General features: G+C 71.6%; 17 protein-coding genes. 9 read left to right on the forward strand and 8 right to left on the reverse strand.

What is annotated here, in order from left to right:
• The first annotated feature begins 63 nt into the window (after positions 1-63).
• Positions 64-3,279: an AAA family ATPase gene (locus JNK12_22985; protein ID MBL8778814.1), complete on the forward strand. Its 3,216-nt coding sequence runs from the start codon at positions 64-66 to the stop codon at positions 3,277-3,279.
• Between the two features lie 203 nt (positions 3,280-3,482).
• Complete coding sequence (locus JNK12_22990; GenBank protein ID MBL8778815.1) at positions 3,483-4,712, forward strand: GNAT family N-acetyltransferase; 1,230 nt, start codon at positions 3,483-3,485, stop codon at positions 4,710-4,712.
• Between the two features lie 47 nt (positions 4,713-4,759).
• Here JNK12_22990 and JNK12_22995 read toward each other — a convergent pair whose 3' ends face one another.
• The 3 genes from JNK12_22995 to JNK12_23005 all read right to left on the reverse strand — a co-directional run bounded on the left by JNK12_22995 (position 4,760) and on the right by JNK12_23005 (position 9,669).
• On the reverse strand, positions 4,760-5,989 hold the full coding sequence (locus JNK12_22995) for a Fic family protein (protein ID MBL8778816.1): 1,230 nt from the start codon (positions 5,987-5,989) through the stop codon (positions 4,760-4,762).
• Between the two features lie 148 nt (positions 5,990-6,137).
• Positions 6,138-7,478 carry an MATE family efflux transporter gene (locus JNK12_23000; GenBank protein MBL8778817.1) on the reverse strand — a complete coding sequence of 447 codons (1,341 nt, stop codon included), beginning with the start codon at positions 7,476-7,478 and terminating at the stop codon, positions 6,138-6,140.
• Between the two features lie 121 nt (positions 7,479-7,599).
• On the reverse strand, positions 7,600-9,669 hold the full coding sequence (locus tag JNK12_23005) for a sulfatase-like hydrolase/transferase (protein MBL8778818.1): 2,070 nt from the start codon (positions 9,667-9,669) through the stop codon (positions 7,600-7,602).
• Between the two features lie 59 nt (positions 9,670-9,728).
• Between JNK12_23005 and ilvD the strand changes: the two genes are divergently transcribed.
• Positions 9,729-11,405, forward strand: a complete 1,677-nt coding sequence (gene ilvD, locus JNK12_23010; GenBank protein ID MBL8778819.1) for a dihydroxy-acid dehydratase — start codon at positions 9,729-9,731, stop codon at positions 11,403-11,405.
• Between the two features lie 256 nt (positions 11,406-11,661).
• On the opposite strand, the gene JNK12_23015 is transcribed toward ilvD, so the two are convergent.
• On the reverse strand, positions 11,662-12,231 hold the full coding sequence (locus JNK12_23015; protein MBL8778820.1) for a hypothetical protein: 570 nt from the start codon (positions 12,229-12,231) through the stop codon (positions 11,662-11,664).
• A 67-nt stretch (positions 12,232-12,298) separates the two neighbouring features.
• A complete protein-coding gene (locus JNK12_23020) occupies positions 12,299-12,976 on the reverse strand; it encodes a TIGR00266 family protein (protein MBL8778821.1) in 678 nt (225 codons plus the stop codon).
• Positions 12,977-13,266: 290 nt separating this feature from the next.
• Between JNK12_23020 and JNK12_23025 the strand changes: the two genes are divergently transcribed.
• The 3 genes from JNK12_23025 (at position 13,267) to ilvC (ending at position 16,772) form a co-directional block, all read left to right on the forward strand.
• Entirely contained in the window at positions 13,267-15,021 is a 1,755-nt protein-coding gene (locus JNK12_23025) for an acetolactate synthase large subunit (GenBank protein ID MBL8778822.1), read from the forward strand.
• A 112-nt stretch (positions 15,022-15,133) separates the two neighbouring features.
• Entirely contained in the window at positions 15,134-15,682 is a 549-nt protein-coding gene (gene ilvN, locus JNK12_23030) for an acetolactate synthase small subunit (GenBank protein MBL8778823.1), read from the forward strand.
• A gap of 61 nt (positions 15,683-15,743) precedes the next feature.
• Entirely contained in the window at positions 15,744-16,772 is a 1,029-nt protein-coding gene (gene ilvC / locus JNK12_23035) for a ketol-acid reductoisomerase (GenBank protein MBL8778824.1), read from the forward strand.
• A gap of 50 nt (positions 16,773-16,822) precedes the next feature.
• Here ilvC and JNK12_23040 read toward each other — a convergent pair whose 3' ends face one another.
• Positions 16,823-18,469, reverse strand: coding sequence for a hypothetical protein (locus JNK12_23040; GenBank protein MBL8778825.1), 1,647 nt, complete (start codon positions 18,467-18,469; stop codon positions 16,823-16,825).
• Positions 18,470-18,535: 66 nt separating this feature from the next.
• Positions 18,536-20,263, reverse strand: coding sequence for an acyl--CoA ligase (locus JNK12_23045; GenBank protein MBL8778826.1), 1,728 nt, complete (start codon positions 20,261-20,263; stop codon positions 18,536-18,538).
• A 123-nt stretch (positions 20,264-20,386) separates the two neighbouring features.
• On the opposite strand from JNK12_23045, the gene JNK12_23050 reads away from it, so the two are divergent.
• Positions 20,387-21,109 (forward strand): DedA family protein, encoded by a 723-nt coding sequence (locus JNK12_23050; protein MBL8778827.1) that lies wholly within the window; start codon positions 20,387-20,389, stop codon positions 21,107-21,109.
• 247 nt (positions 21,110-21,356) lie between these two features.
• Here the strand turns inward: JNK12_23050 and JNK12_23055 are convergent, their stop codons facing one another.
• Complete coding sequence (locus JNK12_23055; protein MBL8778828.1) at positions 21,357-22,514, reverse strand: phosphoserine transaminase; 1,158 nt, start codon at positions 22,512-22,514, stop codon at positions 21,357-21,359.
• Positions 22,515-22,621: 107 nt separating this feature from the next.
• On the opposite strand from JNK12_23055, the gene JNK12_23060 reads away from it, so the two are divergent.
• Together JNK12_23060 and JNK12_23065 are read left to right on the forward strand one after the other, a co-directional pair.
• Positions 22,622-23,833, forward strand: coding sequence for a pyridoxal phosphate-dependent aminotransferase (locus tag JNK12_23060; protein MBL8778829.1), 1,212 nt, complete (start codon positions 22,622-22,624; stop codon positions 23,831-23,833).
• A gap of 139 nt (positions 23,834-23,972) precedes the next feature.
• The gene (locus JNK12_23065; GenBank protein MBL8778830.1) at positions 23,973-25,985 is read left to right on the forward strand and encodes a S9 family peptidase; all 2,013 of its coding nucleotides are present in this window, start codon (positions 23,973-23,975) and stop codon (positions 25,983-25,985) included.
• Positions 25,986-26,070 lie beyond the last annotated feature (85 nt).

The following is a 26,070-nucleotide window of genomic DNA, read 5'->3' on the forward strand; positions in this document are numbered from 1 at the left end:
GCGGCCCGGTCGCTGGGAACCGGGCGCGGGTACCCTCCGCACAGGGCGACCGGGGAGGTGGGCGTGGGGACGGAGACGGCGACGATCCTGGTGGTCGACCTCGTCGGGTCGACCGAGCTGCGCGCCGCCCTGGGTGAGGACGCCGCCGAGGAGCTGCGCCGGCGCTTCGACCGGCTCGTCGCTGACGTGATCGCCGAGCACGGCGGCACCTTCGTGAAGGGTCTGGGGGACGGGGCATTGGCCTCGTTCGCCGGGGCCGCGGCGGCCGTGTCCGCCGGCGTCTCGCTGCAGCAGGGCGTCGACGTGCTCGCCCGGAAGGAGCGCCAAGCGCTCGCCATAAGAGTCGGGCTGTCCGCCGGCGACGTCACCGTCGAGGACGGCGACACGTTCGGCGTCCCGGTGGTCGAGGCCTCCCGGCTCTGCGGCGCGGCCGAGGCCGACCAGATCCTCGCCGCCGACATCGTGAGGGTGCTGGCCCGCGGCCGGGGTGGCCACGAGCTCACGCCCGTCGGCGCGCTCGACCTGAAGGGCCTGCCGGACCCGGTGGACGCTTTGGCCGTCGGCTGGGAGCCGCTCGAGGCCACGAGCGACCTTCGGGCGCGGTCGCCCTACGTGGGACGTGAGCGGGAGCAAGCCGTGCTGGCCGAGCGCGTCGCGTCGGCCGCGGCGGGGGCCGGGGGACTGGTGCTGATCGCCGGCGAGCCGGGCATCGGCAAGTCCCGCCTGGTGGCCGAGGCGTGCGCCGCGGCGGAAGGCGGCGACCCGGCCGCGCTCGTGTTGCTGGGCGGCAGTCACGACGGCGAGGCCACGGCCTACGGGGCCTTCGCCGAGGCCTTCGCGGCGTGGGCGCGCCGCACGCCGACGGCCGAGGTGGGCAACGCCCTGGGCCCCGACGGCGCCGTGCTCGGTCGGATCGTCCCTGCGTTGCACGAGGTCGTCGACCTGGGTGAACCGGCCGCGCTCTCCGCGGCCGAGGCAACCGCCCGGGTGCACGACGCGGTGGCCCAGGTGCTCGGCCGCCTCGCCGAGACGGCGCCGGTGGTGCTCGTGCTCGACGACCTGCACTGGGCCGACCACGCCACGATCGGACTGCTCCGAGCAGTGTCGCGGCGAGCCCTGCGGACGCGCCTGTTGGTCATCGGCACGTACCGCGACACCGACCTCGACCGGCGTCACCCGCTGTCCGAGGCGCTGCCCGTCCTGCGGCGGGAGGTCGAGCCGACCCGCCTGGCCCTCGCCGGCCTGCCCGTCGACGAGGTGCACGCCCTCCTGGAGCAGGTGTCCGGACAGGCGGTGCCCCACGAGTTCGCGGTGTTGCTCGCGGGCCAGACCGACGGCAACCCGTTCTTCCTCCGCGAGCTGCTGCTGCATCTGAGCGAGTCCGGCGGCCTGCGCTTCGAGGGCGGCGCCTGGGTGGCGGCCGACGACCTGGCCGACGTGATCCCCGAGGGCATCCGGGAGGTGCTGGGGCGGCGCCTCTCGCAGCTCTCGCGAGAAGCCAACCAGCTGCTCGCCGTCGGCGCCCTCTTCGACGCCGGCTTCCCCGTCGACGTCGCCGCGGAGGTGGCGGGCCTGTCCGAGGACGAGGCCCTGGACGCGGTCGACGAGGCGCTCGCCGCCCGCATCCTCGCCCCGACCGAGACCTTCGACCAGTACGTGTTCACCCACGCACTGTTCCGCCAGACCCTCGTCGCCGAGCTCAACCCGAGCCGCCAGGTGCGCCTGCACCGGGCCGTGGCCGAGGCCCTGGAGAAGGCGGTGGTCGGCGAGCCCACGCCCGAGCAGGCGGCGGCGCTGGCGCACCACTTGTACCGCAGCGCCGCGCTCCCGGGCGCCGAGCGGGGGGTGCCGTACGCGGTGGCGGCGGCCGAGTCAGCCATCGAACGCTACGCCTACGCCGAGGCCGCCGACGCCTGGGCCGTCGCCCTCGAGCTTCTCGGTGAAGGCGACGAGCGCGAGGGGGCCATTCGCGTGGGCCACTTCCAGGCTGCGGTGCTCGCCGGCCGCTCGGGCGATGAACTCCTGGCCGAAGCCGAGGAGATGGGAACCTGGCTGGCGGCCCACGTCGGTCCGGACGCCGCCGCCGATCAGATCGCCGAGGCGCTGCGGCTCGAGATCGGCGCCTTCAGCGCCGAGGAGGGTTGGGCGCTCGCCGCACTGGCCCGACGCTGGCTCCGGACCGACCGGCGGGACCCCACCTGGCTCCTGATCCGCCTCCAGGAGCTCCAGGAAGCGGACTTCGCCGATCCGGAGCAACCCGGCATCCCGGTCGACAGCCCGGCGCGTCGCGAAGCGACCGCTGTGTTCGAGCGGTTGCCCCCCGAGCATCGGGACGGCCTCTTCCTGCAGCCTTCGTCACGACCGATTGCCCTGGAGATGCTCGCCGTTTCGAGCACCGACATGGCCTCGGACTGGCAGCCGCTCTGGGCGGCGGGCCACCTGAGTGAGCTGGCCGACGGCTTCGGGGCGCTGGCGGTCCAGGCAGAGACCGAGGATGGCGCTCCGGCCGGGCGGGCGATGGTCGGCGCGATGCTGATGCGGGTCCACACCCTCCTCGGCGACCACGAGGAGGCGGCCGAGCATCTCGCCGACGCGCTGACGCTGCTCGATCGGCTGCCGCCGGACAGCCACGCCGCCTTTCAGGTCTTCGCCGCCGACGCGCTCGTCTCTCGGGTGCGGGGCAACGCCGGCTCGGCCATCGATGCGTCCTTCCTCGACCTCCCTGCCACCCGGTGGGCGGCGCTGGCCATCCGGGGGTCGAATGCCGTGGCCCTCGCCCACACGGGTGATGGGGACGGTGCCGCGGCCGAGCTCGACCGGGTCCTCGTCGGGGTGGAGCGGGCGCCCGGCTGGGCCATCAACTACCCGCTGATGGTGTGCGACGCCATCGAGGCCCTCTGGGTGCTCGAGCGCACCGACCATCTCGACGTCTTCGAGGCCAACCTGCGCACCAAGGTGCTGGAGCCGGACCTCCGCTATGGGGAGGTGGACGCCCGCTGGGCGTTGGGGCGGGTGGCGGCGCTGCAGGGCCGGCCCGATGAGGCCCGGGAGTGGTTCGCCGAAGCCCGCCGGGTGCTGGCCGAGGAGGAGGCGATCGCCCTGCTGCCCGCCGTCGACTACGACGAGGCCCTGCTGGAGCTGCGCCTCGGTGCCGCCGGCGACCCCGCCAGGTTCGCCGAGCTCGTGGCCTCGGCCCGCGCCGCCTGCGCCCATCCCGCCATGTCGGCGTGGCTCGACCGCCTCGACGTGCTGGAGGCCCGCGCCGCCGAGACGTGGTAGTCGTCGCCCCTGCTGCGGGACCAGAACTCGGCCATCCGGTGGCCACCCCCGGTCGCGGTCCGGACACCGGGCCCTCCGGGGAGCCGAAGCGTCGGATCTGATCCACCGGTGTGGCCCCCGGCCACCCCCTCTGGCACCGGATTTCGGTGCCAGGGCACCGAAATCCGGTGCCAGTTCGGGGGCGTCGTGGCAGGGTGACGGGCGTGGCCGTCGAGATCCGCAGCGTCGCCGAGGAAGAGGCACCCGACTACTTCCACACCATCGCCGCCGGGTTCGGCTCGGCGGGGCCCTCCGACGACGACCTCGCCGAGTGGCAGACCGTCGCCGAGTACGACCAGTGCTTCGCCGCGGTCGACGGTGACCGGTTCGTCGGCGGCGCCAGCGCCTACACGTTCGAGATGACCCTGCCGGGCGGAGGGATCACGTCGATCGGCGGCGTCAGCAACGTCGCCGTGCTGCCCACCCACCGCCGCCAGGGCGCGCTCACCGGCCTGCTGGCGCGCCAACTCGACGACCTGGCCGAGCGGGGCCGGTCCCTCGCCGCGCTCAACGCCTCGGAGAGCCACATCTACCGGCGCTTCGGCTACGGCCTGGCCACCGACTCGGTGTCGGTGGAGATCGACACCCGCCACACCGAGTACCTCGGTGAGCTGCCGCCTGGGCGCCTCCACCTCGTGAGCTCGGACGAGGCCCGTTCGATCTTCCCGGCCTTCTACGAGCGGTGGCGTCGCTCCCGCACGGGGTCGCTGTCGCGCTCCGACGCGTGGTGGGACATCATGCTCGGCCCGAAGGAGGGCTGGAAGGGCGGCGGCGAGGCCTTCCACCTCGTCCACGAGGACGCCGCCGGCGAGGTCGACGGCTACGCCAGCTACCAGCGCGAGCCGAAGTTCGAGCACGGCAACTTCCAGGGCGTCGTCCGGGTGCGCGAGCTCATCGGGTCGACCGGTGGGGTCGAGGCGGCGCTCTGGCGCTTCTGCTTCGACCTGGACCTGGTGCGGCGGGCCCGGTCCGACATGCGCCCGGTGGACGATCCGCTGCGGTGGTGGCTGGTCGAGCCCCGCCAGCTCGCGGTCACGTCACGGACGGACCAGCTCTGGCTGCGGGTGGTCGACGTGGCCGCCGCCCTCGCCCAGCGCCGCTACGCCGCCGACGGCGGCCTCGTGCTGGAGGTCGACGACTCCTTCCGGCCGGCCGGCTCGGGCCGCTACCGATTGGAGGGCGGCCCCGACGGCGCGACCTGCATCCGCGACGACGGCGGCACCGCCGACCTGCGCCTCGGCGTGGCGGATCTCGGCGCCGCCTACCTCGGCGGCGTGTCCTTCTCGCTCCTGGCCGCTGGGGGCCGGGTGGAGGAGCTGACCGCGGGTGCCGCCGCCCGCGCCGACGCGCTCTTCCGCACCGACCGCGCCCCCTACTGCGCCACGACCTTCTGACGCCACCGCTTGCGGCCCTGTGGTCGATCGATCCCTTTGGTCGATGATCAGCTCGGTCCTGGCGGTCTCGTCGGCGGCGGCGTCGGTCGGTGTGCAGTCCCCGCGTCGGTCTCGCCGATCTCGTGCTCGAAGGCGTCCAGCACCTGGAACAGCTCATCGCTGATCCACTCACGGTTCCGGCGCCTGCCCACCCTCGTCGGTATGAGCACTCCTGTCTCTTCCAGGCGGTTCAGGGCCGTTCGGCTCGCCGTGGGGGTGACGGCGTACCGCTCGGCGGTGGTCTCGGCGCTGACGACGGGCTGTGCGGGGAGGCCGAGGATGATCCGACGCGCCACCGAGTCGGTCCGCGGGGATCCGGCTCGTTCGATCAGTCCGGTCAGCAGGTCGTCGATCTTGATGGTCAACCGGCCGGTTGCCGCGGTGGCGGCGGTGAGTGCGTCGGCGAAGACCCCGACCCAGTCATCGTGATGACCCTCCCGAAAATCGGTGAGGCCTGCGATGTATCGCCGAGCGTTCGTCGCGAGGACGACGCTGACCGGAGGAACGACGAGCGGGGCCACGCCCCGCCGCCGGAGCACCACGTGGATGAGACATCGGCCCGACCGCCCGTTTCCGTCACCGAAGGGGTGAATCGTCTCGAACTGCGCATGGGCGAGTGCCGCTTGTGACACCGCCGGCAGGTCGTCGCGGTTCAACAGCTCGACGAGGTCTTGGAGCAGCCGCGGCACCTCACCCTCGGGCGGAGGAATGAAGCTCGCGTCCTTCGGGCTGAGCCCTCGTCCGCCGATCCAGTTCTGATCCGTTCGGACGATGCCCGCGTACCGCTCCTCCGATGTGCCAACGAGCAGCGTGTGATGGATGTCGATCAGGTCATCGACGGTGAGCGTCCGCTGCGCACTGCCGATCTCGATCGCCCGCTCCATGGCCCGCACGTTGCCGAGGACGGCTCGGGCGACGCCGTCCGCTGCGATCGGCTCGTAGGCCGCGAGTGCCACCCGCTTGTTGGAGGCGCGCAGCCCCTCGATGAAGGAGGACCCGAGCGCTTCGGCTCGGAGCAGGGGCGCGGCGATCGCCTCGAGGTCGTGTCCGGCGGTGAGTTGCTGTACGGCGCCGATCGCTGCCGTGGCGGTGGCAACGGCTTCCGCCGCCCGACCGGTGAGGGCGTGGTCTGCGTCGCCGACCGGATCCGGTACGAAGGCTTGGTAGCGGAACGGAATCCGGTCCCGACGGGCGCCGTACCCGCCGCCTTCCCAGATCCGTTCGACGAGCTCGGGCACGCGTGCTGATCCTTTCGCCGTCCCACGCTTACGCAAAGATCATCTCGATCCTGGCGTAAGTGGATCCTTGCGCATGTCGAGTCGTTACGCAAGCTCTTTGTCTGATCCTTTCGTATGAGGCGCCAGCAGTACCAAAGTGTGCGGGTCGTCAGCCGTTGGTGGTGCGACCGAGGACGATCCAGGCGTCGCCGTGGAAGCGCCATGACAGCGGGACGAGCCGGGCGACCATGAACAGCGAGATCGCCGCCCAGAGCCAGCCGATGCCCAGGCCGAGCACGAGGACGGCGGCCGCGGCGGGCAGGAAGACCACCATGCTCCCCACCATCGCCTTGGCGAGGAAGCGCAGGTCACCGGCGCCGATGAGCAGGCCGTCGAGCACGAACACGGCACCGTTGACGGGTTGGAGGACGGCGACGAACACCAGCAGGAAGGTGGCGAGGGCGATGACCGCGGGGTCGTCGGTGAACAGGTCGGGGAGCACGGGACGGAGGACCAGCACGAGGAGGCCGGCGCCGATGCCGGCGACGACGCCCCACTCGAGCATGCGCCGGCCCGCCGCCCGGGCACCGGGGCCGTCGCCGGCGCCGAGGCGCAGGCCGGTGATGGACTGGCCGGCGATGGCGATGGCGTCGAGCGCCAGGGCGAGGAACGACCAGATCTCGAAGGCGATCTGGTGGGCAGCGAGGTCGGCGGTGCCGATACGGGCCGCGACCGCGGTCGCCACCGTCAGCGACCCCCGCAGGGCGACGGTGCGGAAGAACAGGTCGCGGCCCACCACGAGCAGGGACCCGAGGGTCTGGGCGTGGGGTCGGAGCGCCACCTGGTGCGTGGCCACCGCCCGGTGCACCCACCACACGTAGACCGCCGCCGCGCCCCACTCCGCCACGACGGTCGATGCTGCGGAGGCGCCGATGCCGAAGCCCAGGCCGTAGATGAGGACCACCTCGAACGCGAGGTTGAACACCGCCGATGCGACCGCCACCACGAGCGGGCCCTTGGTGTTCTGGAGGCCACGGAGGTAGCCGACCCCGGCGAAGGTGACGAGGGTGGCGGGCACCCCGAGCAGGCTCACCCGCAGGTAGATCAGCGCGTTGGTGGCCACCTCGCCCTCGGCCCCCAGCACCCGGACGAGGGGCTCCGCGAAGAGCTCGCCGGCGGCCGCCAGGCCGACCCCGATGGCCACCGCCAGCCAGAGCCCCTGCACCGCCTGGTGGGCGGCCTCGCGGTGGTCGCCGGCGCCGATGAGACGGGCCACCGCCGACGTGGTGCCGTAGGCCAGGAAGATGAAGACCGCGTAGAGGGTGGCGAGGACGGTGTTGGCCACCGCGAGTCCGGCCAGCTCGGGAGTGCCCAGGTGGCCCACCACGGCGGTGTCGGCCAGCACGTAGAGCGGCTGGGCGATGAGCGCGCCGAAGGCCGGGACGGCGAGGCGGACGATCTGGCGGTCGGCCGGCGTCCACCGGGCACGGTCCCGCAAGCGCTCGCTCACGCCGGTCCCCGCAGGGCGAACGTTGGAGCGCCGCCAGTGGCCGTCGCCTCACTGCGGTCGGGCACGTCCGACCGTGCCACCGGACCGGGCCCCACCGGCGCCGGCCGGGACGGGCGCCGGGTCAGCTCAGGCTGATGGGGGTCAGCACCGGGTCGTCGGGGGTCCCTGTCGCCGAGTACAGCTCGATGCGGTTGTCGCCCTCCACGAAGAACCATTCCGGGACCATCGTGTACCACTCGGGCGCGCCCGGCGTACCCGCGTGCAGGTGCGACCAGCCCGCCACCGTGCCGTTCACCGCGACGAGCACCGTGTCGACGTCGCGGTCGCTGGTGCGCACCACCCCCGACACGTAGGCAGGCACCTCGCCGGTGGTGCGGTCCACGTCGTGGTAGGCGCTGGCGCGGTCGAGGCGGCCGCTGTGGCGGGCCCCTCCGTCGACCTCGAGCTCGTCGACGTCCCTCCCCACCAAGGGCCCCCACTCGCCGAACCGGTAGAAGCGCAGCTCGTCGCGGCCTCCCTCGCCGGCCGGCTCCTCGTCGAGCAGCCGCTGGAACCCCGTCGGGCCGTCCACCTCGACGTAGTTGCCGTCGGTGGGACGCAGGGCGTTGAGGGTCCAGTCGAAGAAGCGGCGAGGACCGTCCTCCCGTGGCTGGTCGCTCAGGGCCGACTGCCCGTCGACCTGCCACGGGATGTCGACGTCGAGCACGTCGGCGATGGTGGGGAGCACGTCGACGGCCGAGAGGGGGCGGTCATCGACGGCACCCTCGGTCTGGCGGGGCTCCTTCACCAGGAACGGCGTCCACATGACCTGGTGGTAGTTCTCCGAGGAGACGCCCCGGATCGGGTTGCCGGCGAGGAACGACACACCGTGGTCGGCGGTGAGCACGATGAGGCTCTCGTCGTAGGTCCCCAGCTCTTCCATGCGGTCGAGGACGTCGCCCAACATGGCGTCGGCGTGCTGGAGCTGGAGGAGGTGGCGCTGGCGGCCGGCGTCGGCCACCTGCTGGTCCTTCCAGCGGTAGGACGAGTCGAGCCCCTCGGCCACGAAGGGAGCCTCGTACACGGCCCCCGACGGGGTGTGGAACCAGGGCTGGTGCGGGTACAGCACGTGGAGGAAGTCGAGGCGGGGCTCGTCACCGCTGGCCTCCATCGAGTCCACGAAGTCGGCGATGGTCAGGGGCGCGTTCGGGTTGGACTGCCGCACCTGGAAGGTGACCTGGCCGGCGCTGCGGTCGGGGGTGACGTGACGCTGCCAGACGTCGGCGGCGTCGTCGAGCAGGCCGGCGAGCGTGCCCCCGCCCTGGCTGCCGTTGCGCTCGGGACACACGTCGGTGGGGCACAGCTGGGTGACGCCCTCCCACACGTTCTCCCGGTAGGTGGCGCCCAGCAGGGTGAAGAGGTTGTCCGGGTACTCGGCGCTGTCGGGCAGGGCATCGGGGTCGGTCGGGTACGTGCCGGTGAGGATGGCGGGCACGGCTTCGGGCGTCGACGGTGCCACCGACGACTCGTTGCGGAACCACGTGGCGTCGCCCGACAGCCGGGCCAGGTTGGGGAACTGCTGGGGGTCGATGCGGTCGCGCTCGTCGAGCAGCGAGACCAGGGGCAGCTCGTCGAGCACGATCATGACCACGGGGTCCGGCGAGCCCACCGCCACGCCGTCGGCGGCGGCGGCCTGGTCGCGGGAGAGGACGATGTCGGTGACGGGGGAGGCGAACAGGAAGCCCAGCCCGAGGAGGACGGGGAAGGCGGCGAGGTAGCGCAGCCAGAGGCGCACGGCGGGCCAGCGCGAGACCGCCACGGCGGCGAGGGCGACGGCGACCAGCGCCCCGGTGACGAGTAGGACGGGACCCCACGAGGTGCGGTCGCGCAGGGTGCCCAGCACGACGACACCCGCGGCGAGCGAGAGGAACACGACGTGCACCACCCGGCGCACGGTCCTCCCGAGGATCGAGAACAGGCTCTCGAAGCCGAGGAGAACCAGAGTCGGCAGGAAGACCACCGCGGCGACGAAGCCGACCACGTCGAAGGCGCCGGCGTGGCGCAGCACGAACACGTCCGCGCCGTTGCGGAACGACGAGAGCACCGGCTCGGCGACCCCGAGTCCGGTGATGCCGAGGTACTCGAGGAACGACCGGCCCGTCTCCCGCCACCACGACGGCGGTGTCGAGGTCTCCTCGGTGGTCTCCGGCATGGCGGCGTCAGCGTAAAGCGGAATCGGCCGCAGGCGGCCTCGCCGGTACGATCGCCGTCATGAGCGATATGAAGCCACGGTCGCGGGTGGTCACCGACGGGTTCGAGCGGGCCCCCGCGCGGGCCATGCTGCGGGCGGTCGGCATGACCGACGACGACTGGGAGAAGCCCCAGGTGGGCGTGGCGTCCTCGTGGAACGAGGTCACCCCCTGCAACCTGCCGCTCGACCGCCTGGCGAAGCGCTCGAAGGACGGCGTGCGCGCCGCCGGCGGCTTCCCTCTCGAGTTCACCACCATCGCGGTCAGCGACGGCATCTCCATGGGCCACGAGGGCATGCGGGCGTCGCTGGTCAGCCGTGAGGTCATCGCCGACTCGGTCGAGACCGTCATGCACGCCGAGTGCCTCGACGCCATGGTCACCTTCGCCGGCTGCGACAAGTCCCTGCCCGGCATGCTCATGGCCGCGGCCCGGATCAACGTGCCGTCGGTGTTCCTCTACGGCGGGTCGATCCTGCCGGGCCAGCGCAACGGCGAGGCCCTCGACATCGTGAGCGTCTTCGAGGCCGTCGGAGCCTGCGCGGCGGGCACCCTCACCGAGAACGAGCTCGGCGAGATCGAGATGGCGGCGTGTCCCACCGAGGGCAGCTGCGCCGGCATGTTCACCGCCAACACGATGGCGTCGGTGGCCGAGGCCATCGGCATGTCGCTGCCCGGCAGCTCGGCGGCGCCGGCGGTGGACCGCCGCCGCGACGACTTCGCCTACGCCAGCGGCCAAGCCGTCGTCGCTCTGATCGAGAAGGGCATCCGCCCCCGTCAGATCATGACCAAGGAGGCCTTCGAGAACGCCATCGCCGTGGTGATGGCCCTCGGTGGCTCCACCAACGCGGTGCTGCACCTCCTCGCCATCGCCTACGAGGCCGAGGTCGACCTCGCCCTCGAGGACTTCAACAAGGTGGCCGCCCGCGTCCCCCACATCGCCGACACCAAACCCCACGGCAAGTACCACATGAGCGACCTCGACCGCATCGGCGGCGTGCCCGTCGTCATGCGCGAGCTGCTCGACGCCGGCCTGCTCCACGGTGACTGCATGACCGTCACCGGGAAGACGGTGGCCGAGAACCTCGCCGCCATCGACCCGCCCGGTCCCGACGGCGCGGTCGTGCACCCCTTGTCCCAGCCCATCCACGACATCGGCGGCATCGCCGTGCTGCGGGGTTCGCTCGCCCCCAACGGCGCGGTGTTGAAGGTCGCCGGCATCGACTTCGACCACTTCGAAGGCCCCGCCCGGGTCTTCGACGGCGAAGAGGCCGCCATGGAGTGCATCCTCGCCGGTGGCATCAACCCCGGCGACATCGTGGTCATCCGCTACGAGGGCCCCAAGGGCGGCCCGGGCATGCGCGAGATGCTGGCCGTCACCGGCGCCATGAAGGGCGCCGGCCGCGGCGGCGATTGCGCTCTCATCACCGACGGCCGCTTCTCCGGCGGCACCCATGGCTTCTGCATCGGCCACGTCGCCCCTGAGGCCGTCGACGGCGGCCCCATCGCGTTCATCAACGAGGGTGACCGCATCACCATCGACGTGAAGAACCACACCATCGAGCTCGACGTCGACGACGTCACCCTGGCCGCCCGCCGCGAGGAGTGGAAGCTTCCCGAGCCCCGCTACACCAAGGGCGTCCTCGCCAAGTACGCCAAGCTCGCCCAGGGCGCCGAGAAGGGCGCCATCACGAGCGCGTAGCGAGTGGGGCCAACGGCAAAGGCGGCTTTCAAGGCGGCGCCGCACCGCCGGCCGCGAGCTCCGCGGGGCGCGCCACGCTGCGTGGCTGAGTGGCGGTCGTCGGGCTCCAGATCGTCTCTTTGGAGGAAATAGCTGTCGGATTCCGGGGGCTATTTCCTCCAACGATGTAGATGAAGGCCCGGTTGGCCACGGAGCGTGCCATTGCAGGCGACGAGGCGGCGACCCGGCCCGTGTTCGTTCTTCGCGCCTTTGTCTTTCAGCCCTGCCCGGCGAGCCAGGCGTCGTAGCGCCCCGGGTCGGACCACGCGCCCGTCGCCCTGTCGAACGCCGCCGCCTCCGGGGCCATCCAGTCGTGGCGGCCGGCCCGGACGTCGCTCGACGACACCGGGTGGTGGTCGGGGTGGACGTCGAGGCGCACCTCCGGTGGCGCCAGGAGTGGCGGGCGGTCGACCACGGCGACTTGGGGGAGTGCGGCCAGCGCTTCGTCGCGGGCCGCTTCCGACCCGCCGTAGAAGGCGGGGTCGTGCAACTGCTCCCACTTGTCCGCGCCCATGACCACCACGTCGTACCCCTGGGCGAGGTCGACGAAGAGCTGCTCGTCGCGCAGGGCCACGCCCAGCCAGGGGCGGGCGGCGGCCGTGTCCTCGAGCACCCGCAGGCGATCCACCAGCCGGGGCCGCTCGACGGCGCCCTTGACCAGCGGCACCCGCGACACCACGAGGTCCACCCGGTCGAGCCCGAAGGCGGCCACCGCCGCCTCCGCAACCGCGAGGTGGGCGACGGTCAGCGGGTTGAACGACCCCGGGTAGCAGGCGGTGCGCGCCATCGGCCTCATTCTCGACGCAATGGCCGTCGGAATCCGACGGCCATTGCGTCGAGTTCGCTCGTGCCGGTCAGTTCGACTGCGTCGGCAGCTTGGGGATGAGCCAGTTGAGGAAGTCGGTGGTGCTGCGGGACTGGAGGTAGATGCGTCCCGGTCCCGTCAGGGTGCACACCAGGCCCTCGCCGCCGAGCAGGGTCTGCTTCCAGCCGCCGCCGGCCTTGGACACCTGGTAGGTCACGCCCTCGGACCAGCCCACCATGTGCCCGGTGTCGACCGTGTAGCTCTGGCCGGCGGCGAGGTCGATGGCGTGGATGGCGCCGTAGGCCGAGACCAGCAGGTCGCCCGTGCCCCAGACCTTCAGGACGATCAGGCCGCCACTGCTGAACATCGTCTTGGCGCCGCCCCACGAGCTGTCCACCTCGATCCCCATGGCCGACGCCAGGTAGGCCCCCGACTGGAGGTAGACGGTCTGGCCTGCCAGCGGCCAGTGGGCGATGTCGCCGGGCAGCGGAGCGGCGAGGCCGATGTGGTCGCCGGGCTGGGTGGCGGTGAAGGTGTTCATGAAGAACGACTCGCCGCCGACCGCCCGCTTCAGGCCCTTCATGAGCCCACCCTGCGTGGATGTCTCCATCTGGAGGCCGGGGGTGTGGCTCACCATGGCGCCGGCCTCGGCCCGGATGGCCTCGCCGGGCTCGAGGTGGGCGAAGGCCATGGCGAAGGCGGGGTCGTACTTGATGTCGATCTGCACGGTGCAGGCTCCTTGCTCGGCGGCTGCGCGCAGGATACGGCACCGCCTGCGCGGGACCGGCGGGTCACAAAGGGGTTGCCAGATCGGCGGAGTCGTGCCATCCTCGGGAGCGATGTCGTCCCCCCGCCGCCTCTCCCTCCTCGTAATCACCTAGCGCACGCCGACTTCTTCCCCGCGTGCGCTCGTCCGGCCTCCCAATCGGGAGGCCGTTGCAGTTTTCGCACCCAGGTGCCGCCCGCCCGTCCGTCCGCTTTCCCCGCAGTTGCCCGACCTGATAGGAACCCACCGCCATGATTGCCGAAGGTCAACCCACCAACGGTGGCCGAGCGCTGATCCAGAGCCTCGAGATGGAAGGCGTCGAGGCCATCTTCGGCCTGCCCGGGGGCGCCATCCTCCCGGTGTACGACCCCATCATCGACTCGCCCATCCGCCACATCCTCGTGCGCCACGAGCAGGGCGCCGGCCACATGGCCGAGGGCTACGCCCACGCCACCGGCCGCCCCGGCGTGGCCATGGTCACGAGCGGTCCCGGTGCCACCAACATCGTCACCCCGCTGGCCGACGCGTACATGGACTCGATCCCCATGGTGTGCATCACCGGCCAGGTGCCCCTGCCGGCGATCGGCAGCGACGCCTTCCAGGAGGCCGACATCACCGGCATCACCCAGTCGGTGACCAAGCACAACTTCCTTGTGACCAGCGCGGCGGACATCCCCCGGACCATCCGTGAGGCGTTCCACATCGCCACCACGGGCCGCCCCGGCCCGGTGCTGGTCGACATCCCCAAGGACATCGTCGACCCCAACAACCCGGCATCGGCCATGGACTGGTACTGGCCCGACTCGGTCGACCTCCCCGGGTACAAGCCCAACACCCGTGGCCACCCGAAGATGATCAAGCAGGCCGCCGAGCTGATCTGCCGCTCTGAGCGCCCGGTCATCTACGCCGGCGGCGGCATCCTCAAGGCCCGGGCCGCCGAGGCGCTGCGCGAGCTCGCCGAGCTGACCGGCATCCCCGTCGTGACCACCCTGATGGCCCGGGGCGCCTTCCCCGACGACCACGAGCTGTGCCTCGGCATGCCCGGCATGCACGGCAACTACACCGCGGTCACCTCCATGCAGGAGTCCGACCTGCTCATCGCCCTGGGCAGCCGCTTCGACGACCGGGTCACGGGCAAGGTGCCCGACTTCGCCCCCGAGGCGAAGATCATCCACGTCGACATCGACCCCGCCGAGCTGGGCAAGGTCCGCCGGCCCGACGTCCCCATCGTGGGCGACTGCCGCCTCGTCATCGAGGAGCTGGTCCGGGCCATCGGGGATCTGGGCGGCAGCGACGCCCAGCCCGACCGCTCGCCGTGGCGCAGCCGTATCAGCGGCTGGCAGGAGAAGTACCCCCTGACCTACGAGCCGTCCGAGCCCGGCGACGGCCTCAAGCCCCAGTTCGTGCTCGAAACCCTGCGCGACCACACCCCCGACGACACCATCGTCGCCTCGGGCGTGGGCCAGCACCAGATGTGGGCCAGCCAGCACTGGAAGTTCAACCACCCCTACACCTGGGTGAACTCCGGCGGCCTCGGCACCATGGGCTTCTCGGTGCCGGCCGCCATCGGCGCCAAGGTGGGCCGCCCCGACCGGATGGTCTGGGCCGTCGACGGCGACGGCTGCTTCCAGATGACGGCGCAGGAGCTCGTCACCGCGGCCGCCGAGCGCATCCCGGTGAAGGTCGCCATCCTCAACAACGCCTACCTGGGCATGGTGCGCCAGTGGCAGGAGATGTTCTACGAGGAGCGCTACTCCGAGGTCTACCTCTCGCCCGACCTGCCCGATTACAAGCTCTGGGCCGAGGCCATGGGCTGCGAGGGCATGCGGGTCGAGGACCCGGAGGACGTCCTGCCCGCCATCGAGAAGGCCAACGAGATCGACGACCGCCCCGTGGTCATCGACTTCCGCACCGACCACCGCGAGAAGGTGTACCCCATGGTCCCTGCGGGCCAGTCCAACTCGAACATCGTGGTGGACCCGTCCCAGGGCGAGGGGGGCCACTGATGTTGGACACCGACCACCGCGAGAAGGCGACCTACCCCCGCCTGATGGTCCCGGCCGGCCAGTCCAACTCGAACATCGTGGTCGACCCCTCTCAGGGCGAGGGGGGCCACTGATGCCGTCCTCCCCGCACGCGTCGCACCCCGCCGCCCCGCACCACACGCTGTCCGTCCTGGTCGAGAACAAGGCCGGCGTGCTCACGCGCATCGCCTCCCTGTTCGCCCGCCGGGGCTTCAACATCTACTCCCTGGCCGTCGCCCCCACCGAGGACGACAAGTTCAGCCGCATCACCATCGTGGTGGACGTCGAGTCGGCGCCCCTCGAGCAGATCACCAAGCAGCTCAACAAGCTGATCAACGTCATCAAGATCACCGAGCTGCACCCGGACCACGCCGTCGAGCGTGAGCTGCTCATCGCCACGGTGCGCGCCGCCCCCGAGGTGCGGGGCCAGGTCATCCAGCTCGTGGACGTCTTCTCGGGCCGCATCCTCGACGTGGGCCACGAGGACCTCACGGTCTCGGTCGACGACGAGCCTGCTCGGGTGGACGACTTCGAGGAGCTCCTGCGACCCTATGGGATCGTCGAGTTGCAGCGCACCGGTCGCGTGGCGCTGCCGAAGATCGAGCGTCCGGCCCGCCTCCGCGGCGTGCGGCGCGCCTCCTGACCGGCCCGCCGGTCCCCCCGAGTCACGCAGCTTCTTCCTGAACCCCCGAAAGGACCCCCCGATGGCCAACGTCTACTACGAGAAGGACGCCGACCGGTCGTACATCGCCGACCGAAAGGTCGCGATCCTCGGCTACGGCTCGCAGGGCCACGCCCACGCCCTGAACCTGAAGGACTCGGGCATCGACGTCCGTGTCGGCCTGCGCGAGGGGTCGTCGTCCAAGGCCAAGGCGGAGAACGCCGGGCTCAAGGTGCTCACCACCGCGGAGGCGTGCGCCGAGGCCGACGTGATCATGGTGCTGCTGCCCGACACGGAGCAGCGCGACGTCTACGAGAAGGACATCGAGCCCAACCTCACCAACGGCGACGCCCTGTTCTTCGCCCACGGCTTCAACATCCGCTTCGAGCAGATCACCCCGCCCGAGTGGGTGGACGTGGCCATGGTGGCCCCCAAGGGCCCCGGCCACCTCGTGCGCCGCACCTACACCGAGGGTGGCGGCGTGCCCTGCCTCATCGCCGTGGCCCAGGACGCCTCGGGCCACGCCCGTGACCTCGCCCTCGCCTACGCCGACGCCATCGGCGGCACCCGTGCCGGCGTGCTCGACACCACCTTCGAAGAGGAGACCGAGACGGACCTCTTCGGCGAGCAGGTCGTGCTCTGCGGCGGCCTCACCTCGCTCGTGCAGGCCGGCTTCGAGACCCTCGTCGAGGCGGGCTACCAGCCCGAGTCGGCGTACTTCGAGTGCCTCCACGAGGTGAAGCTCATCGTGGACCTCATGTACGAGCAGGGCATCGCCGGCATGCGCTACTCCATCTCCGACACCGCCGAGTACGGCGACCTCACCCGGGGCTCGCGCATCATCACCCCCACGGTGAAGGCCGAGATGCGCACGATCCTCGACGAGATCCAGAGCGGCCAGTTCGCGGAGGAGTGGATCGCCGAGAGCCGGGGCGGCCGCTCGAACTTCGAGCAGCTCCGCCAGGCCGACCGCGACCACCAGATCGAGCAGGTCGGCTCGGACCTCCGCGGCATGATGCCGTGGATCTCCGCCGGCAAGCAGTCCGTCCAGGACGCCAGCGGCGGCGACTGACTCGTCGCCCCGGGAGGTGCGCCGGCGCGCGCTTCCCGGGGCTCAGTCGGTCAGTCGGTCAGTTCGTACACGAAGACCGCCATCTGACCGGAGGGCGGCGGGCCGCCGGCCGTGCCGGTGGTGGTGCCGCTGTAGGTGAACTCCTCGCGGTGCACCTGTTCGAGGCCGTCGGCGGTGGCCTCGTCGAACAGGCCCTCGGTGACGTCGTGGATCACCGGGTCCTCGCCGTCGACCAGGTCGCCGTGGTTCACGAGGTAGCCCAGCCCGCGGTCGCGCAGGAACTCGTCCCGGGTGCCCTCACGGCTGGCGTCCAGGTAGTCGAAGGAGTTCACCACGCCGTCGAGGTTCATCACGGGTTGCTCGGTGAAGTAGCCGACGACGCCGGCGTCCCACGAGCCGAGGACGGCGTCGGCGGGAAGGTTGTCGGTGATCCAGGCGCCGGCTTCGCGGTTGGCCACCTGGATCGACCGGAGGTGCGGGTCGGCGAAGCTGCGCAACTGGATGGCGAAGGCCAGCACCAGGGGGACGCCGAGGATGGCGGCGATGGGCAGCACGGAGCGATGGGGGGCGCGGTCGGGGGTCTCGAGGCGGGCGCCGTCGGCGAGGTCGGCGGCCACCAACACGAGCAGGGTGGTGGCGTAGAGGCCCACCGGGGCGAAGTACCAGAGCCACAGCTGGGTGGACAGGATCAGGTAGTAGCCGAGCAGCAGCACCAGGAAGGCGGGGTACCAGGCGGTGTGGGCGCAGAAGCCCGCCACCCGCCAGAACTTGGGCCGGACCTCGGGTTCCCGGTCACGGCTGAGGCCGGCCATGAGGGCGACCGCGGCCGCTCCGGCCAGCAACAGCAGCACCGCCCGCCCCGGGGTGATGTCGGCGCGCTTCACGTCGCCGCTGACCTGGGTGAGGTGGCCGAACCAGGCGAGGTTGATGGCGCCGTAGGCCAACACCGTCAGCGCCGGTAGCACGAGCACCTCGGCCAGCGACTTGCGCGACGAGGGCCCCTGGGCGCGGGCCTCGACGAGGGCCCACGCCCCCAGGCACACGAGGAGCAGGGCGGCGTCGGTGCGGGCCAGGAAGGCCAGGCCGAGCAGGGCCCCGGTGAGCAGGCGGGTGAGCTGGGTGCCGCCGAGCACCTTGCCCTGCTGGCGGTCGAGTCGGTCGAGCAGGAGCACGGCGATCAGCACGGCCGGTGCCGCCTCGAGCCCGTTGACCACCATCTTGAGCACGAAGGGGTTGGCCCCGGTCAGGGCGAGGACGCCGCCCACGAGCAGCACCACCGCCTTGGGGGTGCCTCCGAGGCGCCGGCCCACGATGCCGGCCACCACCCACAAGGTGATCACCCACATGACCAGCTGCATGGCCAGCAGCGCCCGGATGGCGGCCACGCCGTCGAACCCGAGCAGGAACACGGTCGTGGCCAGCCCCTGCCAGAGCGGGTGGTAGCCGTTGGTCACGTTGATGGTGTCGAACGTCGAGCCCGCGCCCTCGGACAGGTTGCGGGCGATCTCGGCGTAGTAGAAGGCGTCGTCGAAGGTGAGGGCGAAGGGCATGCCCGACCAGATCAGGATGACCGGCAGCCACACGAGGCCGACCAGCCAGGCGGCCCGGCGCACGATGCGGGTGGCCTCGGCCTCGTCGACCGGGTCGTCCAGTGCGGTGCGACGGCTCACGGTGGGTGCGCGCTCGGTGAGGGCCACCCTCCTTCATCGGCATGCTGAACGGTGTTTGGAGGCCCAATCGCGGTGGCCGCGACCGGCCGGCCGCTACATCGTCTCGGAGAAGGAGACTTCGCCCTCGCCCCGCAGGACGTTCTTCAGCAGCTTGCCCGACGCGTTGCGGGGGAGCTTGTCGTCGGTGAGCTCGACGTAGGTCGGCACCTTGAACTGGGCGAGGGTCTCGGCCACCCACTGCCGCACCTCGTCCTCGGTGAGGGACTCGCCGGGCTCGACCTGGACGACGGCCTTCACCTCCTCGCCGAGCTCGGGGTGGGCCACCCCGATGATGGCGGCGTCGGCCACCTTCGGGTGGGCCACGAGACGGTTCTCGATCTCGACGCAGTAGATGTTCTCGCCGCCCCGGATGATCATGTCCTTGGCCCGGTCGGTGATGTAGAGGTAGCCCTCCTCGTCGACGTGGCCCACGTCGCCGGTGTGCAACCAGCCGTCCCGGACGGTCTCGGCGGTGGCCTCGGGCTTGCCCCAGTACCCCGGCATGATGATCGGGCCCCGCAACAGCACCTCGCCGGTCTCGCCGGCGGGCACCTCGTTGCCGTCGGGGTCGGCGATCTTCAGGTCGACCACGGGCACCGGCGGGCCCACCGAGTCGGGCTTGGCGAGGGCGTCCTTGCCCGAGATGATGGTGGCCGCCGAGCTCGACTCGGTGAGGCCGTAGACGTTGCTGGTGCTGCGCACGTTGGGGAAGGTGTCGCGCACCTTGCGCTGGAGCTCGTCGGCCGACGGCGAGCCGCCGAAGGCCACCGACGTCACCGTCGACGTGTCGTAGTCGTGACGGGCCGGGTGCTCGCACACGCGCCACACCATGGTGGGCACGGTCGCCCAGATGGTGACGCCCTCCTCCTCGATGAGCTGGAGCGCCTTCTCGGGCTCGAACTTCCCCTCGGTCATGACGAGGCGCAGGCCCGCGAGCAGCCCCACCACCAGGGTGGAGTGGCAGCCCGAGACATGGAACAGGGGCGAGGTGAAGAGTGAGACCGTCTGCCCCTTGCCCAGCCCCGGCGCGGCCGCAGCGTCGTCGTCCTCGGCGGCCATCATCCCCGTGAGCACGCCGTTGAACAGGGTGTTCATGAGGTTGGCCACCATGTTGCGGTGGGTGCTGATGGCGCCCTTGGGGCGGCCGGTGGTGCCGCTGGTGTAGAAGATCACCGCGGGGTCGTCCGGTGCGATGGGGGTGTCGGGCAGGACGGGCGTGGGGTCGCCGGTCAGCACCGAGAAGTCGTGCACCCGGTGGTCGTCCTCGTCGCTGCTCTCGGCGTCGACGAGGAACACGGCCTCGAGGTCGGGGAGCTCGCCGAGGTGATCAGCGATGCGCTCGAAGCGCCGGCCGTCGGCCACGAGCACCTTGGCGCCCGAGTCCTGGAGGCCGTAGACGATCTCGTCGGTCTTCCACCAGCCGTTGAGACCCACGAGGATGGCCCCGAGGTTCACCGTCGCCCAGAAGGTGAGGCACCACTCGGGGTTGTTGGCCGACAGCACCGCCACCCGGTCGCCGTGGCCCACGCCGAACTCGGCACGGAGTCGTTCGGCCACGCCATTGGAGCGCTCGACGAACTCGGCCGGGCCCATGCGCAGGTCGCCATAGACGAGGAAGGGCTGGTCGTTGCCCCGGGCCAGGCCGGCGGCGGCGACCTCTCGCAGCGACGTCATCGACGACTTGTAGACCTTCATCTCGATGCCGTTGACCACCTCGGTCACGACCTCGAACGGCCCCCCGGGCCCCGTCAGCTGTGCTCGCATCTCGGCCGTCGTCGCCATCCGCCCTTTCTAGCCCTCCCGCCGCTCGGTCTGGGGACGAAGCCTGATCCAGGAAATGTCGTTCGTCCGTTCTAGGCTGGCGGTCCGGCTGGGTCGACGAGCGCGCGCGGAGGAACGGCGACGATGGTGGTGCTGGGGCTGTCCGAGGTGGTCTTCGGCGATCTCACGGAGTGGGTGACCGACGTCATCGACGCGGTCGGCTACCTGGGGGTGGCGCTGCTCGTGGCGCTGGAGAGCATGTTCCCGCCCATCCCCTCCGAGGTGGTGCTGCCCGCCGCCGGCTTCGCCGCGGCCGACGGCGCCGCCAACGTGTGGGGGATGATCCTCGCCGCGACGGTGGGCTCGGTCATCGGGGCCTGGTGGCTCTACCTGGCATCGGCCGCCATCGGGCGGACCCGACTGCACGCGCTGACCGTCCGCTACGGGCGCTGGGTCGGGGTGCGGCCGCACGACCTCGAGCGCGCCGAGTCCTGGTTCGACGACCACTCCTCAGCCGCGGTCCTCGTGTGCCGCTGCATCCCGCTGATCCGGTCACTGGTCTCGATCCCGGCGGGCTTCCGGCGCATGAACCCGGTGACCTTTACCGTCTACACGGCCTTGGGCAGCGCCGTGTGGAACTCGCTTCTGATCGGCGCCGGCTTCCTGCTCGGCGACAACTGGGAGCAGGTGTCCGACTACGTCGGCACGTTCCAGTACGTGGTCATCGCCGCGATCCTGCTGGGGCTCACCTGGTGGGTCTGGACCCGGTTTCTCTCGCCCAGCCACCGCGCCCGGCGTGCCGCGGAGGACCGCGCCGTCGAGGAGGCCGAGCCCGACGCCGAGGCCGTCCTCGAGGCCACCGACTGAGTCCTGCCCCGCGGCCTCGGCTGCGGACGCGGCTCCGCCGGGCCCCCTCCGTTCCTGTGGTGGCAGGGCGGAGGTGGTCCGGCGAGAACCTGTGCTCAGGACGAGATGGCGGCCCGTCCCGTGCGAATACAGCGGGTCCAGCAGCGGCGCCACCTGCATCGATGCGGCGTCGCTGGGCCCAGCCTCCCGGTGCGCGGTTGTCTCCCGGTTGTCGCTCGGTTGTCCCGTTCCCAGTCTGCGGGATGCGTCAGGCGGTGAGCGCGGCCAGGACGTGGTCGATGCTGCGGGTGAGCTGGGCCACGTCGTCGGGGTCGATGGCCGGGAAGAGCGCGACGCGCAGCTGGTTGCGGCCGAGCTTGCGGTAGCTCTCGGTGTCGTGGATGCCGTTGGCCCGCAGGATGGCGGCCACCTGGTTGGCGTCGACGGCGTCGTCGAGATCGATGGTGGCCACCACGTGGCTGCGTTCGGCGGGATCGGCCACGTACGGGGTGGTCAGCGCGCCGGCCTCGGCCCAGGAGTAGATGGTCTCGGCGGAGCGGTCGCAGCGACCGGCGGCGAACTCGAGGCCCCCGTTCTGGTTCATCCAGTCCACCTGCTCGGCGGCGAGGAACACGGTGGCCAGCGCCGGCGTGTTGTAGGTCTGGTCCTTCCGGCTGTTGTCGAGCGCGGTCTTGAGGTCGAGCGAGGCCGGGATCCAGCGATCCGATGCGGCGATGCGCTCGATGCGCTCGATGGCCGCGGGTGACACGGTGGCGAGCCAGAGGCCGCCGTCCGAGCCCAGGCACTTCTGGGGGGCGAAGTAGTACACGTCGGTCTCGGCCGGGTCGAAGCGCAGGCCGCCGGCCGCCGAGGTGGCGTCGACCGCGACGAGGCCGTCGGCGGCCGTGGTGCCCTCGGGGCGCCGGGGCGTGTGCATCACGCCCGTGGACGTCTCGTTGTGGGTGAGGGCGTAGACGTCGACGTCGGGGTTGGCGTGGGCCTCGGGGTGGGTGCCGGTCGGCGACGAGATGACCTCGGGCTCGCCGAGGTGGGGCGCCGCCGCTGCGGCGGTGGCGAACTTGGACGAGAACTCACCGAAGGACAGGTGCTGGCTGCGCTCGTCGATCAGCCCGAAGGTGAGGGCGTCCCAGAACACCGTGGTGCCGCCGTTGCCGAGGATGACCTCGTAGCCGTCGGGCAGGCGGAACAGCTCGGCGAGGCCGTTGCGCAGCGCGCCGACCACGAAGCGGACGCCGCCCTGGCGGTGGCTGGTGCCGAGGTAGGTGGGCGCGGCGGCGGCGAGAGCCGCGACGGCCTCGGAGCGGACCTTGGACGGGCCGCAGCAGAAGCGGCCGTCGGCGGGCAGCAGCTCGGCGGGGATCGAGATGTCGGGCGAGGTGGCGATTTCGGGCGGCGGCGAGCTCATCGCGTGCCACTATCGCGGCAGGGCCGCAGACGAGCGAATCCGATTCGACCGGCCCGCTCCACGCAACACCCCTGCGCCACCCATCAGACCCACCGAGGACCCGCCCCATGTCACCGAGCACCGCCCGAGACGTCCGCCTGAGCACCCGGGTCGGCGCCATCGCCGAATCCGCCACCCTGGCCGTCGACGCCAAGGCCAAGGCCCTGAAGGCCGCCGGCGAGCCCGTCATCGGCTTCGGCGCCGGCGAGCCCGACTTCCCCACGCCGGACAACATCGTCGAGGCCGCGGTCCAGGCCTGCCGGGACGAGAAGAACCACCGCTACACGCCCGCGGCGGGCCTGCCCGAGCTGCGCGAGGCGGTGGCGGTCAAGACCGAACGCGACTCCGCCTACACCGTCTCGGCCGGCCAGGTCGTGATCACCAACGGGGGCAAGCAGGCCCTCTACGAGACGTGCGAGGCCATCCTCAACCCGGGCGACGAGGTGCTGTTGCCGGCGCCGTTCTGGACCACCTACCCCGAGCCCATCGCCCTGTGCGGCGCGAGCTCGGTGGTCATCCCCACCGACGTCCGCTCGGAGTTCAAGGTGTCGATCGAGCAGCTCGACGCCGCCTTCACCGACCGCACCAAGGCCCTCATCTTCGTGTCGCCGTCGAACCCGAGCGGCGCCGTGTACTCGCCGGCCGAGGTCGAGGCCATCGGCCGCTGGGCCCTCGACAAGGGTGTCTGGGTCATCTGTGACGAGATCTACGAGCACCTCACCTTCGGCGACCACGTGTTCTCGTCGATGCCGGCGCTCGTGCCCGAACTGGCCGACCGCTGCGTCGTCCTCAACGGCGTGGCCAAGAGCTACGCCATGACGGGGTGGCGGGTGGGGTGGCTCATCGGCCCGCCCGACATGGTGAAGCTGGCGGTGAACCTCCAGTCGCACCTCACCTCCAACGTCTCGAACGTGAGCCAGCGCGCCGCGCTGTGCGCCGTGTCGGGCGACCTGACGGCCGTGGCGGAGATGCGTGAGGCCTTCGCCCGCCGCGGCGCCACCATCCACAAGCTGCTCAACGCCATCGACGGCGTGTCCTGCATGGAGCCGCAGGGCGCGTTCTACGCGTTCCCGTCCATGGAGGGGGTGCTCGGCCGCACGATCGCCGGCCGCCACATCGAGACCACCCTCGACCTCGCCGCGGTCATCCTCGACGAGGCCAAGGTGGCCATCGTCCCCGGCGAGGCCTTCGGTGCCCCCGGCTACGCCCGGCTGTCGTTCGCCCTCGGCGACGACGACCTCGGCGAGGGCGTCGGCCGCATCGCCGACCTCCTGGCGTGACCCCGACGCATCGTTCTGGCCGCGACATGCTGTTGTCACGAACGGGTTTTCGCGGCCAGAACGAAACGCTTCTCGTTCTGGCCGCGACGCTCTGTTGTCACGAACGAGATTTCGCGGCCAGAACGAACGGGGTTGGATCGTGAGCGGTCGCGTGGAGGCGCCGTACGGGGCGTGGGCGTCGCCCATCACCGCCGAGACGGTGATCTCGGCCGCGGTCGGGCTGTCCGAGGTGCGGGTGGACCGCGGCGACGGTGGCGCCGTGTGGTGGAGCGAGAGCCGCCCCGAGGAAGGCGGCCGGGTCCAGATCGTCCGTGAGGGCGTCGACGTCCTGCCCGAGGGCTTCGCCGCCCGCACCCGCGTGCACGAGTACGGCGGCGGCGCCTGGACCGTCGATCGGGGCGTGCTGTTCTTCGCCAACTGGGCTGACCAGCGCCTCTACCGCCTCGACCCCGGCTCGACCGAGCCGGTGGCGATCACGCCGGAGCCCGAGGTCCCCATGGGCGACCGCTACGCCGACATCCAGGTGCCGTACGACCGCACCTGGCTGGTGTGCGTGCGTGAGCACCATCCGGCCGACGGCGGCGAGGCCGTGAACGAGATCGTGCGCATCGACCAGCACGGCGAGGGCGAGATCGAGGTCTTGGTCACCGGTCCCGACTTCGTGGCTTCGCCGCGGATCGGTCCGTCCGAGGAGGAGTTGGCCTGGATCCAGTGGGATCACCCGAACATGCCGTGGGACGAGACGTCGCTGTGGATCATCGAGCAACCGCCTACTCACGAGTGGCGTGGGCCGACGCACACCTATGACGACCCTCCGCAAGCGCCACGGCTGGTCGCCGGCGGCGAGGGCAAGCGAGAGTCGGTCTTCCAGCCGGCGTTCCTTCCCGCGGGGCAGCTGCGGGACCCGCGGCCGGGCCGGGAGGGGCACTGGTTGCCGCCGGGCCCGCACTACGTGTCCGACCGCACCGACGGCTGGTGGAACCTCTACTACGACGGGCTCGACGAGCCGGTGCTCGCCGTCGACGGCGAGATCGGGACCCCGCAGTGGGTGTTCGGGATGTCCCGCTACGCCTTCCTCGACGACGGCACCGTCGTCGCCGCCTGCCGGCGCAACGGCCGCGACGAGCTGCTCGGGTACGACGTGCCCTTCACCAGCATCGACAGCGTCGTGTCCGACGGGCGCAGGGTGCTGTTCGTCGGTGCCTCGCCGACGCAGGAGTCGGCCATCGTGCGCTTCGACCCAGCCACGGGCGAGCACGAGCTGCTGCGGGCTCCTCGCGACCTCGGGCTCGACCCGGCGTGGCTCTCGGCGCCGGAGCCGATCGAGTTCCCGACCGAACCGGGGCCCGACGGCGCCGCCCGGACCGCCCACGCGCTCTACTACCCGCCCACCAACCCCGAGGCCCATGCGCCGACGGGGGAGCGGCCGCCGCTGCTCGTGCTCAGCCACGGCGGGCCCACCGCCGCCGCCCGACCGATGCTGAGCCTGGGCACCCAGTTCTGGACCAGCCGGGGCTTCGCCGTGGTCGACGTCGACTACGGCGGCAGCACGGGGTACGGGCGCGAGTACCGCGACCGCCTCCAGGGCGCTTGGGGGATCGTGGATGTGCAGGACTGCGTGGCCGCCGCCCGCTTCCTCGCCGACCGGGGAGACGCCGACCCCGAGCGCCTCTGCATCCGAGGCGGCAGCGCCGGCGGCTACACCACGCTCCAGGCCCTCAGCACCACCGACGTTTTCGCCGCCGGCGCCAGCCACTACGGCGTGGCCGACCTCAGCGCGCTCGCCCGGGACACCCACAAGTTCGAGTCGCGCTACCTCGACGGGCTGATCGGGCCCTGGCCAGAGGCGGAGGCGGTCTACCGGGAGCGCTCACCCATCGAGCACACCGACGGCCTCTCGAGCCCGATGATCATCCTCCAGGGCAGCGAGGACGAGGTCGTGCCGCCCAACCAGGCCGAGCTGATGGTGTCCGCGCTCGACGCCAAGGGCCTGCCCTACGCCTACGTGCTCTTCGAGGGCGAGCAGCACGGCTTCCGCAAGGCCGAGAACATCATCCGGGCCCTGGAGTCCGAGCTGTCGTTCTACGCCCAGGTGTTCGGCTTCACGCCGGCCGGCGACGTCACCCCCGTCGAGGTCCGCAACCTCCCCTGAGCGCGGTCGCTCCGAGCGCCACGCAACGACCCGCCGGACTCCCGTGGGCGGGCCGGTCATCGGCCCACCACGCGTCGACCACATC

The sequence above is a fragment of the Acidimicrobiales bacterium genome (assembly GCA_016794585.1).
Lineage (GTDB): Bacteria > Actinomycetota > Acidimicrobiia > Acidimicrobiales > DATDAH01 > JAEUJM01.

Coding starts and splice junctions, on each gene's coding strand:
- JNK12_23025 (MBL8778822.1), top strand. CDS start 13,267: ATGATTGCCGAAGGTCAACCCACCAACGGTGGCCGAGCGCTGATCCAG.
- JNK12_23060 (MBL8778829.1), top strand. CDS start 22,622: ATGTCACCGAGCACCGCCCGAGACGTCCGCCTGAGCACCCGGGTCGGC.
- ilvD (MBL8778819.1), top strand. CDS start 9,729: ATGAGCGATATGAAGCCACGGTCGCGGGTGGTCACCGACGGGTTCGAG.
- JNK12_23045 (MBL8778826.1), bottom strand. CDS start 20,263: ATGGCGACGACGGCCGAGATGCGAGCACAGCTGACGGGGCCCGGGGGG.
- JNK12_23055 (MBL8778828.1), bottom strand. CDS start 22,514: ATGAGCTCGCCGCCGCCCGAAATCGCCACCTCGCCCGACATCTCGATC.
- JNK12_23005 (MBL8778818.1), bottom strand. CDS start 9,669: ATGCCGGAGACCACCGAGGAGACCTCGACACCGCCGTCGTGGTGGCGG.
- JNK12_23015 (MBL8778820.1), bottom strand. CDS start 12,231: ATGGCGCGCACCGCCTGCTACCCGGGGTCGTTCAACCCGCTGACCGTC.
- ilvN (MBL8778823.1), top strand. CDS start 15,134: ATGCCGTCCTCCCCGCACGCGTCGCACCCCGCCGCCCCGCACCACACG.
- ilvC (MBL8778824.1), top strand. CDS start 15,744: ATGGCCAACGTCTACTACGAGAAGGACGCCGACCGGTCGTACATCGCC.
- JNK12_23050 (MBL8778827.1), top strand. CDS start 20,387: ATGGTGGTGCTGGGGCTGTCCGAGGTGGTCTTCGGCGATCTCACGGAG.